The 11712-nt window shown below is 70.1% G+C and carries 10 protein-coding genes; 6 read left to right on the top strand and 4 right to left on the bottom strand.

The genetic code is table 11. The annotated features are described in order from the left end of the window. Positions 1-6 precede the first annotated feature (6 nt). The 5 genes from dapG (at position 7) to QN152_03695 (ending at position 6156) form a co-directional block, all read left to right on the top strand. Positions 7-1251: an aspartate kinase gene (dapG, locus tag QN152_03715; protein MDR7538621.1), complete on the top strand. Its 1245-nt coding sequence runs from the start codon at positions 7-9 to the stop codon at positions 1249-1251. A gap of 22 nt (positions 1252-1273) precedes the next feature. After that, positions 1274-2167 (top strand): 4-hydroxy-tetrahydrodipicolinate synthase, encoded by an 894-nt coding sequence (gene dapA / locus QN152_03710; protein ID MDR7538620.1) that lies wholly within the window; start codon positions 1274-1276, stop codon positions 2165-2167. Positions 2168-2186: 19 nt separating this feature from the next. Further along, positions 2187-2831, top strand: coding sequence for a uracil-DNA glycosylase (locus QN152_03705; protein MDR7538619.1), 645 nt, complete (start codon positions 2187-2189; stop codon positions 2829-2831). A 110-nt stretch (positions 2832-2941) separates the two neighbouring features. Continuing rightward, a complete protein-coding gene (locus QN152_03700) occupies positions 2942-3814 on the top strand; it encodes an undecaprenyl-diphosphate phosphatase (protein ID MDR7538618.1) in 873 nt (290 codons plus the stop codon). Positions 3815-3822: 8 nt separating this feature from the next. Then, positions 3823-6156: a DNA translocase FtsK gene (locus QN152_03695; GenBank protein MDR7538617.1), complete on the top strand. Its 2334-nt coding sequence runs from the start codon at positions 3823-3825 to the stop codon at positions 6154-6156. Positions 6157-6222: 66 nt separating this feature from the next. Here the strand turns inward: QN152_03695 and QN152_03690 are convergent, their stop codons facing one another. The 4 genes from QN152_03690 to QN152_03675 form a co-directional block, all read right to left on the bottom strand. Further along, positions 6223-7203 (bottom strand): ABC transporter permease, encoded by a 981-nt coding sequence (locus QN152_03690; protein MDR7538616.1) that lies wholly within the window; start codon positions 7201-7203, stop codon positions 6223-6225. Continuing rightward, positions 7200-8243: an ABC transporter permease gene (locus QN152_03685; GenBank protein MDR7538615.1), complete on the bottom strand. Its 1044-nt coding sequence runs from the start codon at positions 8241-8243 to the stop codon at positions 7200-7202. The genes QN152_03690 and QN152_03685 overlap by 4 nt, the downstream gene beginning before the upstream one ends. Further along, a complete protein-coding gene (locus tag QN152_03680) occupies positions 8240-9775 on the bottom strand; it encodes an ABC transporter ATP-binding protein (GenBank protein MDR7538614.1) in 1536 nt (511 codons plus the stop codon). Before QN152_03680 ends, QN152_03685 begins: the two co-directional genes overlap by 4 nt. Before the next feature lie 167 nt (positions 9776-9942). Further along, the gene (locus QN152_03675) at positions 9943-11229 is read right to left on the bottom strand and encodes a BMP family ABC transporter substrate-binding protein (protein MDR7538613.1); all 1287 of its coding nucleotides are present in this window, start codon (positions 11227-11229) and stop codon (positions 9943-9945) included. A 231-nt stretch (positions 11230-11460) separates the two neighbouring features. Here QN152_03675 and QN152_03670 point away from each other — a divergent pair, with 231 nt between their 5' ends. Beyond that, the gene (locus QN152_03670; GenBank protein ID MDR7538612.1) at positions 11461-11709 is read left to right on the top strand and encodes a helix-turn-helix domain-containing protein; all 249 of its coding nucleotides are present in this window, start codon (positions 11461-11463) and stop codon (positions 11707-11709) included. Positions 11710-11712: the final 3 nt, after the last annotated feature.

Here is an 11712-nt window from a genome sequence, read left to right as displayed (position 1 = left end):
AGTCCGATGGGCATCATCGTCCAGAAGTTCGGTGGGGTCCTGCTGGCCACGCCCGAGGGACGCCGCCAGGTGACCGCGGAGGTCATCGCCGCCCGCCAGGCGGGCCACCAGGTCGTGGTCGTCGCCTCGGCCATCGGACGGGAGGGCGACCCCTACTCCACCGACACCCTGCTCGGCCTGGTCCAGCGGGTAGATCCCGACGTCTCCCCCCGCACCCTGGACCTGCTTCTCTCCTGCGGGGAGATCATCTCCACGGCCCTGCTGGCCCACACCCTGGAACGGGCGGATGTCCCCGCGGTGGCCCTGACGGGATATCAGGCCGGCATCGAGACGACCGGCGAGTTCGGCGAGGCGCGCATCCTGAGGGTCAACCCGGCGGCGGTACGCCGCCACCTGGAGGCGGGGCGCACCGCGGTGGTTGCCGGCTTCCAGGGCATCACCGCAGATGGCGAGGTGACGACGCTGGGGCGGGGGGGCAGCGATACCACCGCGGTGGCCCTGGGAGCGGCGCTGGGCGCTGACCTGGTGGAGATCTACAAGGACGTGGACGGGGTGATGACCGCCGATCCCAAGGTGGTGCCCCAGGCCCGGGTGATCCGGGAGATCTCCTACGACGAGGTCTCCCAGATGGCGGCGCTCGGTGCCAGGATCATCCACCCGCGCGCTGCGGACATCGGCCGGGCGCACGGCGTACGCGTGGTGATCAAACAACTCGGCTCGACGACAGGAGGGACACTGTTGGTGCGCGGACCGGAACTGGGCGTTCCCATCAGCGACGGGCGCCCCGTCATCGCCCTGGCCCACCTCCCCGACGTGGTGCAGCTGCGGCTGCAGCGGCGGCCGGGGGAGACGCAGGATCAGCCGTTGCGCGCCCTGCAGCGGTTGGCCGCGGAGGGCATCAGCATCGACCTGATCACCCTGATGCCGGATGTCCTGGCCTTCACGGTGAAGGAGGAGGTGTACGAGCGCGCCGCCGGCCTGCTGCGCGGGGAAGGGTACGAGGTGACCATCACCCGGCCCTGCGCCAAGGTCTCCATCATCGGCGCGGGCATGCGGGGGGTGCCGGGGGTGATGGCCCGGGTGCTGCGGGCCCTGCAGCGGGCCGAGGCGGAGGTGCTGCAGACTGCGGACTCACACACCACCATCTCCTGCCTGGTGCGGCGGGAGCAGATGGAGCGGGCGCTGCGGGCGCTGCACGACGAGTTCGGGCTGGGCGAGCAGGTGACCTCCGAGCAGGAGGCGCCGGGCTGAGCCCGGGTGGGGAGGGAGAGAGATGGCGCAGTTCGGGCACGTGATCACGGCCATGGCCACTCCCTTTGACCGGGAGGGCCGGGTGGACTACGAGCGGGCCGCCGAGCTGGCCCGCCGCCTGACAGATCATGGGTCGGAGAGCCTGGTGGTGGCGGGAACCACGGGGGAGTCGCCGACTCTCTCCGACCAGGAGAAGGTGGAGCTGTTCCGCACGGTCAAACAGGCCGTGGGGGAACGGGCGAAGGTGATCGCCGGAACCGGCACCTACGACACCGCCCACTCCATCCACCTCTCCCGGGAGGCAGAGCGGGCCGGGGCAGATGGCCTGCTGCTGGTCAACCCCTACTATAACCGGCCCTCGCAAGAGGGGCTCTACGCCCACTTCCGCACGGTCGCCGAGTCCACGGCACTGCCGGTTATCCTCTACAACATCCCCGGGCGCACGGGGGTGAACTGCCTTCCGGAGACGGTGGCCCGTCTGGCCCAGGTCCCCAACATTGTGGCGATCAAGGAGGCCAGCGGCAGCCTGGACCAGGCCTCCGAGGTGCGCAAGCGCACCCCGCCCCACTTCCTCCTCTACTCGGGGGACGACAGCCTCACCCTGCCCATGCTGGCGGTGGGCGGGGTGGGGGTGGTCAGCGTGGCCAGCCACCTAGTGGGAGAGGAGATCGGCCAGATGATCCGCGCCTTCCTCGCCGGAGAAGTGCGCCGGGCACTGGAGATCCACCTGCGGCTGTGGCCGCTCTTTAAGGTACTCTTCATCACCACCAATCCCGTGCCGCTCAAGGCCGCGTTGCGCCTGGCCGGATTCGACGTGGGCGCCCCGCGGCTGCCTCTGGTGGAGGCAACGCCCAGGGAGCAGGAGCAGATCCGGGGCGTGCTGCAGGACCTGGCCCTGTTGCCGGTGGCTGCCTGAGCGTACCTGGGGCAGGCTGATGGGTGCGTCCGCAGCCCCCGGGGCCAGCAGGACCCGGGCGCGAGTGCAGGACCAGGCGCGGGCGCTGGCGGCCCTGCACCGGGAAATCCAGAACTGCGCCCGCTGTCCGCTGTGGCGCACCCGGACCAACGCCGTCCCCGGCGAGGGACCAGCAGGGGCCGAGGTCATGATCGTGGGCGAAGCCCCCGGGCGGCAGGAGGACGCGGAGGGCCGGCCCTTCGTCGGTGCCGCCGGGAGGGTGCTTGACGGCCTGCTGGAGGCAGCGGGCCTGCAGCGGGAGGAAGTTTACATCACCAACGTGGTCAAGTCGCACCCCACCGACCGCCGCGGCGGGCCCAACCGCGCGCCCCGGCGCAGCGAGGTCGCCGCTTGCCTCCCCTGGCTGCGGCAGCAGCTGGCCATCATCCGGCCGCGGCTGGTGGTAACGCTGGGGACGCATGCGCTGCAGGCCTTCCGGCCCGGGGAAAAGATCGCCCGGGTGCACGGCCGGCCGTTTCAGGCAGAAGGATTCACCATCCTGCCGCTGTACCATCCCGCGGTAGCGCTCTACGGGTTGCGGCCGGAAGTGCTGCGGCGGGACATCCGCCAGGTCCGCCGCCTCCTGGCTCTCAAGGCTGCGGAGGAGACAACGGCCAACAGGTAGGCTCCTGCGGTCTCCACCACCGCCGGGTGCAGGGAGTGGCTCAGGCCCGGCGAATGCCCTACAATCGAACGTGGTTTCGCCTGGAGCCGGACCCTCCGCCGGAGCAGCCGATGATGCAGATGATCATCCTCGGGATCGTCCAGGGCCTCACCGAGTTCCTGCCGGTCAGCAGTTCCGCCCACCTGGTCTTCACCGAGCACTTTCTGGGGATCCCGCGGCCCGGCGTGCTCCTGGAAGCGGTGCTGCACCTGGGCACGGCACTGGCGGCCGCCGTCCTCTTCTGGCCCGACCTGCAGCGGATCTGGCGGGCGTTCCTGGGGCGGGGTCCAGCGGGTGCCGCAGGCAGCGCCGCCGCGTCCCCGCAGGGACAGCCGCGGCACACAGGTGGGGCGGGCCCTGGGGCGGGCCGGCAGAGGGAGCGGGATCCGTACCTGCGGGTGGGCTGGCTGCTCCTCCTGGCCACGGCCATCACCGGGGTCATCGGCCTGGCCTTCGCCGGGCCGCTTGAGCGCATGTTCCACTCGGTCCGCGGCACGGCGATCCAGCTCCTTCTCACCGGGGTGATACTGGCGCTGGCCCGGGAGCGCGGCGGACTGGCGATGTCCCAGATGACGATCCGAACCGCGGCCGCCGTGGGCTTGGCCCAGGGGATCTCCATCGTGCCGGGGATCTCCCGCTCCGGAATCACCATCGCGGTTGCCATGTGGACGGGGCTGACCCGAGAGGAGGCGGCCCGCTTCTCCTTTCTGGCGGCCATCCCGGCGATCTCTGCTGCCGGCCTGTTCTCCCTGCGGGACTTCCCCGCCGCCGCCGGGCTGGGATACACCCCGGGCCAGCTGGTGGTGGGCTTTGCCGTCTCCGCCGTCTTTGGGGCTGCAGCCATACGCTGGCTGCTCCAGGTCGTCCGGCGTGGCCGTCTGGCGGCCTTCGCCGCTTACTGCTGGGCGGTGGGACTGGCCGTCCTCCTGAGCACCTTCCGCTGAGGCCGCAAATGGCGAAGCGTCGCAGAAGGGCTCCCCCTCGCCGCGCCGGCACCGGGCTGCTGCTGTTGGTTGGGGCTCTGATCCTTGCCCTCAGCTTCCTTCCCCGGGCCACCGGCGTCGCCCTCCTGCTGGGCCGGTGGCAGCGGCTCATTCTGGGGCAGGCCGCGGCAGCGCTGCCCGTCGCGCTGCTTCTGGGAGGGATGGCGCTTGTGGCCGCTCGCGGGCGGGTGCGCGTCACCCCTCGGGCGCAGGGGCTGCTGCTCGCCGGCTTGGCCGCCGCCGCCGCTGCTCACGGCCGGGTGCCCCCTGGCTCGGAGTTCGCAGCGGGGCGCGCGGGGCAGGGGACGGGGCTGCTGGGTGCGGCCCTGGTGTGGGCGGGGCGCGCCCTGGTGGGCGTTGCCGGGACCTGGGCGCTGGTCGTGCTGCTGGCCGGAGTTGCCCTCCTGCGGTTCTTCCAGGTGTCCCCGGCCCGGCTGGTTGAAGTGCTCTTCAGGGCGGCAGAGGGAGGGGCGCGCGCGCTGCGCCGCGGCGGACGGCGGGCCGTCCGAATGGGGTGGGCGACTATCCGCGACGCCGCCGCATCCGCCGCCTCCACAGGCCGCCGGGCGTTCACTAGGGCTGGCCACGGGCTGGTCCACGCCCGAAAGGGTGTCTCCCGCTGGCTACAGGCCTCCCGGCCGGCACTGAGGGAAGCAGCCCCTGCTCCTGCGTCTCCTCCTCTTCTGGAAGCCGGAGGTCCACCGGCTGCATCCACCGGACCGCTCCCGCAGGAGGCGCCCGTCGCCCCTGCGCCCGTGCCCGCCGGAGTGGCCGCCGGGGGCGGAGAGGAGGCGCAGACCCCGCCGACGGCGCGGCGGAGACGCGCCAGGGAACGGGTGGTCCAGGAGTCACTGCTGCCCGAGCCGGCGGCCAGCTACGAGCTGCCGCCACTGGCGCTGCTGGGCGAGCTGCCCAGGAGTGCCCGCGGCCAGCGCGCCGACCCCGCAGAGACGGCGCGGGCACTGGAGCAGACGCTGGCCAGTTTTCTCGTGGAGGCAAAGGTCGTGCACTGGGAGCAGGGGCCGGTGGTCACACGCTTCGAGGTGCAGCCGGCGCCGGGGGTGAAAGTGCAGCGCATCGCCAGCCTGACCAGCGACATCGCCCTGCACCTGGCGGCCCCCAGCGTGCGCATCGAGGCGCCCATCCCGGGCAAGTCTGCGGTGGGCATCGAGGTCCCCAACCAGAAGAGCAGCCTGGTGCACATCAAGGAGATCCTCTCCTCTCCGGTCTTCCAGACGGCCAAGGGATCGCTGGTCATGGCGCTGGGCAAGGACCTCGCCGGTCACCCCATCGTGGCCGACCTGACGGAGATGCCGCACCTGCTCATCGCCGGAGCGACCGGCTCGGGCAAGTCCGTGGCCCTCAACGCCATCATCGCCAGCTTCCTCTTTCGCTATACTCCGCACCACGTACGCTTTGTTATGATCGACCCCAAGCGGATCGAGATGACCAACTACAACGAGGTCCCGCACCTCCTGGTCCCCGTGGTAACCAACCCGCGGGCCGCCGCCGGGGCGCTGCGGGAGATGCTGCGGGTCATGGAGGAGCGGTTCACCCGCTTCGCCGAGGCCGGGGTGCGCAACATCCAGGCCTACAACGCCCTGGGCGACGTGGCCCCACTCCCCTTCATCGTTATCGTCATCGACGAGCTGGCCGATCTGATGATGGTAGCCCCGGCGGACTTTGAAGACGTGATCGTCCGCCTGGCGCAGATGACGCGGGCCACCGGCATCCACCTGGTGGTGGCCACGCAGCGTCCCTCCGTGGACGTGATCACCGGGCTGATCAAAGCCAACATCCCCTCGCGCATCGCCTTTGCGGTGAGCAGCCAGGTGGACAGCCGCACCATCATCGACGGCCCGGGGGCGGAGAAGCTGCTGGGCCGGGGAGACATGCTCTTCCTGCCCATGGGGGCGGCGCGTCCCGTGCGCGCCCAGGGCTCCTTCATCGCCGACGCCGAGATCCAGGCTCTGGTGGACTGGTGGCGCGGACAGGGCCGGCCCGTCTTCGACCAGACCCTGGTGACGGCGGGGCAGATGGGCGCGGCGGGGGAGGGGAGAGCGGATGATGCACGCCTGGCAGAGGCTGCGCGCCTCGTGGTCCGCGCAGGCTACGGCTCGGTCTCCCTGCTGCAGCGGAAGATGCGCATCGGCTACGTCACCGCGGCACGGCTGATCGACGAGCTGGAGACGCGCGGCATCGTAGGGCCGGCCCGGGGGAGCAGCCCGCGCGAGGTGCTGGTGGGCCTGGAGGCGCTGGAGCGCCTCCTGCGGGACCACTCCCCCGCCCCTGAACCTCCGTAGCGACGCGCCGGCGCGACATCGCCCCCCGGCATCTCGAATACCCCCGCAGCAGGCCGGGGGAGGCGGTCACTCCCGAACATAAGGTCGGCCGATGGTGCGGGGAAAGCGGCGCTGGCCGATGACCAGGGCAACCACCACCAGGGTGGTCACGTACGGCACCATGCTGACGAAGTAGAACGGGATCCGCTCCTTGACCCCGGGGGTGACGGCGACAGCGTAGGAGAACCCCTCGGCGAAGCCGAAGAGGAAGGCTGCGCCCAGGGCCAGGAGCGGCTCCAGGCCGGCAAAGACCACGCAGGCCAGGGCGATGAAGCCCCGGCCGGCGGAGATCTCTTTCACCACTCCTCCAAACCAGGCCAGGGGGAGGAAGGCCCCGCCCGCACCGCACAGCGCCCCGCCCAGCGTACTGGTGAGCAGCCGCAGCCGGTCCACCCGCAGGCCGGCCACATCCACCGCCTCCGGCTTCTCCCCCACGGCCAGGATGCGAAACCCAAGCACCGTGCGGTGCAGGAGGAGGTGGGCCAGGACAGCGACGGCCACGGCGGCGATGGTCACCGGGCTGATGCCGCCAATCGGCGTCCGCAGGCGGGGCACCATCAACTCCTCCGGAAAGAGGTGGATTCCGGGGAAGGCCCACAGGCTGATCAGCAAGAAGGGGCCGAAGCCCAGGGCGAAGATGTTGAGACCCATGCCAGCGATGATCTGGTCTGCCCGACCGTAGACGCTGACCAGCCCCAGAACCAGCCCAATGACCGCGCCGGTGACCAGCCCTCCCAGCAACCCAGCCGTGCCGCTGCCGAAGATCTCCGCCGCCCACACCCCGGTGATGGCGCTGATCAGGAGGATGCCCTCCAGTCCGATGTTCACCACCCCTGCCTTCTCGTTAAGGCATTCGCCGACGGCGGCCAGCGCCAGCGGGGTCATGGCCAGCAGGCCCGCCTCCAGCAGCGAGAGAGGGTTCAGCCCCAGGCGCTGCAGGGCGGAGGCAAAGAAGGCCACGGCACCCGCGCCCAGAAGCGTGGCAATCAGGCGCCCCCGCGCGCTCACCGTCCCAGCCTCCGCCGGACGATCGCCCAGAGCTCAGGGACGGCCAGGGTGAGGACGATCAGCCCGTTGATGGCGCGGACGAGCTCTGAGAGGACGCCGGCGTGGTACTCCATGAAGCGGCCCCCGTGCGCCAGCGCGCCGAAGAGGAAGGCGGCGAGGATGCCGCCCAGAGGGTGGCTGCGGCCGACCAGGGCGACGCCGATGCCGTCGAAACCCAGAGTGGTCACGTTGCCCAGCGTGGCGTAGAGAGACCAGGCGGGGGGCCGGCCGATGATCTGGCTGGCCCCGGCCAGCCCCGCGGCGAGGCCGCCCATGCCGAAGCTAAGAAGCATGGCCCGACCGGCGTGGACGCCGGCGTAGCGCGCGGCCTCCGGGTTCTCGCCGGCCAGACGGAGTTCGTAGCCGGCCCGCGTCCCCCAGAGGTACAGGTAGACCACCAGGCAAAAGGCCACCGCCACGAAGATGACGGCCGTCAGCGTGGACTCGGCGAAGAGAACTGGATAACGGGCGGTGGGGAGGGCGGGGCGTGTAGAGTCGGCGCGTCCCGCCCCGGTGAGAAAGTAGATGACCAGGTACGTGGACAGGTGGAAGGCGATCCAGTTGCACATGATGGTGGAGATAACCTCGTGGACGCCCCGCCAGATCTTGAGCAGGGCTGGGGGCAGCGCCCATAGCGCCCCGCACAGCATGGCCACCAGCGTAGCTGTGGCCACGTGCAGAAGCGGCGGCAGTGGGAAGGTCCCGGCGATAAAGGTGGCGCCCACCGCACCCAGGTACATCTGCCCTTCCGCCCCGATGTTGAAAAGCCCCGCCCGAACCCCCACCGCAAAGGTCAAGCCGGTGAGCATCAGCGGGGTGGCGAAGGCCAGCGTCTCCAGCACGTCCTCCAGACTGCCGAAGGCGCCCACGAACAGGGCCTGGTAAGCCCGCAGCGGGTTGTTGCCGAAGACGAGCATCAGCAGGCCACCAGCCACCAGGCCGACGGCAATGGTGGCCAGCGATTCCACCAGTGGTCGGGGAAGGCGGAGGCGGGCGCTCACTGGCGGCCCCGCGGGACGACGCCTCCCATCATCAGGCCGATCTCTTCCCGGCTGAACTCCTCCGCCGTCCCCGTGCCGATGAACGCCCCCTCGTACATGACGGCGATGCGGTCGCTGAGCTCCAGGATCTCGTCCAGGTCGGCCGAGACCAGGAGGACGCCCTTTCCCTGGTCCCGCATCTGCACCAGCAGCTCCCGGATGTACACGGTGGAGGCGATGTCCAGGCCGCGGGTGGGGTGCATGGCCACCACCAGCACCGGCTGCTTGCTAAGCTCACGGCCCACCAGCAGCCGCTGCTGGTTGCCTCCGCTCAGGCTGCGTACCGCGGCGCGGATCCCGGGGGCGATCACGTTGAACCGCTCCACCAGTTGCCGGGCGTAGGCCAGGATACGGGTCCAGTGCAGCCGGCCCATAGGGCGGAGGAAGACGGGTTCCGCCTGCCGGCTGAGGATGGCGTTCTCGGCCAGGTCGAAGTTGAGGGCAAGGCCGAAGCGGGCCTTGTCCTCCGGGATGTGGCAGACCCCCTGCCGGTAGAGGGCCAGGGGGTGGAGGTGCGCCACGCGGGTGCCGTTCAGCACCAGCTCGCCTCCGGCCGGCGGCCGCAGGCCGGTGAGGGCCTGCACCAGCTCGCTCTGTCCGTTGCCCTCCACCCCGGCGATGCCGAAGATCTCTCCCGCCCGCACCTCGAAGCCGAGCCCCCGCACCGCCACTCCTCCCTGGTCGTTGAGCACACGCAGGTCCCGCACGGCAAGCACCGGCTCCCCTGCGGGCCGGGCGGAGCGGCTGACCCGGGGGACGATCTTCCGGCCCACCATCAGCTCCGCCAGGTCCTCCGCGGACGCCCCCTCCGCCGGGACTTCCCCCGCTACCTGCCCGGCGCGCAGGACAACGATACGGTCGGAGATCTCCAGCACCTCCCGCAGCTTGTGCGTGATGAAGACGATGGTGGTGCCGCCGGCCTTCAGCCGCCCGAGAAAGTCGAAGAGATCGCCGACCTCGGTGGGCGTCAGGGCGGAGGTGGGTTCATCCAGGATCAGTACCGAGGTGCCGCGGTAGAGGACCTTGAGAATCTCCACGCGCTGCTGTACCCCGATGGGCAGAGATTCCACCGGGACGTCCAGGGGGACCGCAAGACCGGTCTGGGCCAGCAGCTGGGAGACCCGCTGCTGCGCCACCTGCACCCGCAGCGGGGCCAGGGGGGCGGCCTCCTCCTGTCCCAGGACGATGTTCTGCAGGGCCGTATACGGCGGGACCAGGGTGAAGGTCTGGTGCACCATGCCGATGCCGGCTCGCAGGGCGTCGTCGGGGTTGCGAAACTGCACGGTCCGCCCCTGGACCACCAGCTCCCCCCGCGTGGGCCGCAGCAGCCCTGAGAGGATCTTCATCAGGGTGGTCTTGCCCGCCCCGTTCTCGCCCAGCAGACCGACGATCTCCCCCCGGCGCAGGTGGAAGTCCACGCCCCGCAGGGCGACCGTCCCATCAGCGTAGACCTTGTGGATGCCGCGCATCTCAACGTGCAGCTGCGAGTGCATCCGGATCACCGCCCGTCCCCACGCGCCCCTGCCTGGCCCGCCTCCGGTGGCGCGCCCATTGCGCCCTGGCGAGTGGCGGGAGGCGCAATTAAACGGGCAGGCCGGCCTCTCCGGCCCGTGGTGGCCCGATCCGCCGACCTGCCCCAGGCGGTCACGCCGTGACCGGCCTAGCCCAGCTCCTTACGCCACTTCTCGATGTCCGGCTTGGTGATCACCAGGGGGACGACCGCCTTGCCCTCCCGGATCGCCCGCTCCAGCTCGGCCATCGCGCTCCAGATCCACGGCGGCTGCGCGTCCCGCATGGCCTTGACCCGGGCGCGAATCTCTGCCGGGGGAGCGGGGAGGACCTTCTTCCCCGTTAGCTTCTGGGCGTTTTCCCCCATCTTGACGAACTCTTCCAGGTCCGCCAGCGTGCTCACGGAGATTCCCTCCGCCAGGGCCCCAGCCACCCGCGTGCCGATGCCCAGGACCAGGACGCCGTTGTTCTGCTTCACCAGATCGCGGAACCTCCCGTCCCGCACCCACTTGGTGGTGAAGTAGACGCCCTTGTCCACCCGCTTCATCATGCTGGCGATGACGAAGCCGGGGTTGATCCAGTCCTGGTTGGCGTCCACACCGATCCAGAAGGGCGGCCCCATCTTCAGGCCCCGGGCCCTGGCCAGCTCTTGCACGGCCTGGTTGATTCCCAGTCCCAGGGGGCCGGCGATGTTGTAGACGGCGACCGCATCCTTGGCGTACATGGCCTTGGCCGCCGCGTAGCCCTTGGGAATGTCGCTGAAGGTCCCGGTGTAGGTCCACAGGACGAACCCGGTGTTGTACTTAAAGGCCTTCCCCGGCTGGTGCTTGGCCAGCCACTCGGTTCCCCAGCGGGCCCCCCACTTGTAGCCGATCTCGAACTTCCAGAGAACGGGGATTTCGATACCGAAGACGCCGCCGATGTAGGGCTTGTTGTACTGCGCCGCAAGCAGGGCTCCCAGTGCCCCCACCAGCGCGCTCCCCTTATGCTCCTCGTAGACCACGTCCATCAGGTTGGCAAGGGGGTACTGGGCGGCGTACTTGCTCTTGACGATGGACTGGGCGAAGGTGTCGATGCCCACGAAGTTCTTGTCGGGGAACTTGCGCGCCACCTCCGCCAGGGCGTCACTGAGCAGAAAGCCTACCCCGACCACCAGTTGCACGTCAGGATCCCGCGCCGCCGTGGTCAGGTTAGGAACGTAGTCTGCCTCAACCTTGCTCACCACTTCCACCATGCGCACGCCGAAGTCCCGCTCGGCGTCCTCCCCGCCCTTGAAAGCCATGTCGTTGAAGCTGAGGTCGCCGCGCCCTCCTACGTCGGAGACCACGGCGATCTTGAAGGCCCTGGGGGCTGCGGGGGCCGAGGATTGCGCGAAGGGCTGAAGCAACAGGGCCGCGACTACCGTGACCAGGACCGGAACCCACTGTCGAGTACGCATAGAGCCCCTCCTCGTTGTGGCCATTCAGACTTACTGCGCCGCTGCCTGGAGATCTGCAGGTAGCATTCCCTGCCGGCGCATGGCGCTCCTGCCGCGGGGGCGGGGGTAACAGCAGACAGCGCGGTGGTGATGGCGGCCTCGGCCGAGGGCTGTCCCGGATTTTGCCTGTTGCGGGAGGGATTGTGTGAGTCAATACGAATCAATATGTGTCAACATACATGGCTTGAAGCCATGGTCGTGTGGGTTGAGGAAGAAGCCTATCTCACCGCGCAGGAGGTCTGCGCCCTCCTCGGGGTCAAGCCGCAGACGCTCTACGCCTATGTCAGCCGCGGCGTCTTGCGCAGCTACCGTCGGGGGAGACGACGGCAGCGGCTATACCAGCTGCGGGAGGTGGAATCGCTGCTGCGGCTGCGGCCAGCACGCGGCGGGTGGCCACGCGCGATCCTTCCCCGGGCGGAGGAGTGGGTAGGGGATCGTTGAGGC

This window comes from Armatimonadota bacterium, from assembly GCA_031459715.1.
Lineage (GTDB): Bacteria > Sysuimicrobiota > Sysuimicrobiia > Sysuimicrobiales > Humicultoraceae > Humicultor > Humicultor tengchongensis.
The sequence above is the reverse complement of the archived record's forward strand: the minus strand, read 5'-3'. Positions and strand labels throughout refer to the sequence as shown.

Bases quoted from the DNA above. Each gene is read 5' to 3' on its own strand.
- QN152_03670 (MDR7538612.1), top strand. From the start codon at position 11,461: ATGGTCGTGTGGGTTGAGGAAGAAGCCTATCTCACCGCGCAGGAGGTC.
- QN152_03680 (MDR7538614.1), bottom strand. From the start codon at position 9,775: ATGCACTCGCAGCTGCACGTTGAGATGCGCGGCATCCACAAGGTCTAC.
- QN152_03705 (MDR7538619.1), top strand. From the start codon at position 2,187: ATGGGTGCGTCCGCAGCCCCCGGGGCCAGCAGGACCCGGGCGCGAGTG.
- dapG (MDR7538621.1), top strand. From the start codon at position 7: ATGGGCATCATCGTCCAGAAGTTCGGTGGGGTCCTGCTGGCCACGCCC.
- QN152_03695 (MDR7538617.1), top strand. From the start codon at position 3,823: ATGGCGAAGCGTCGCAGAAGGGCTCCCCCTCGCCGCGCCGGCACCGGG.
- dapA (MDR7538620.1), top strand. From the start codon at position 1,274: ATGGCGCAGTTCGGGCACGTGATCACGGCCATGGCCACTCCCTTTGAC.
- QN152_03700 (MDR7538618.1), top strand. From the start codon at position 2,942: ATGATGCAGATGATCATCCTCGGGATCGTCCAGGGCCTCACCGAGTTC.
- QN152_03675 (MDR7538613.1), bottom strand. From the start codon at position 11,229: ATGCGTACTCGACAGTGGGTTCCGGTCCTGGTCACGGTAGTCGCGGCC.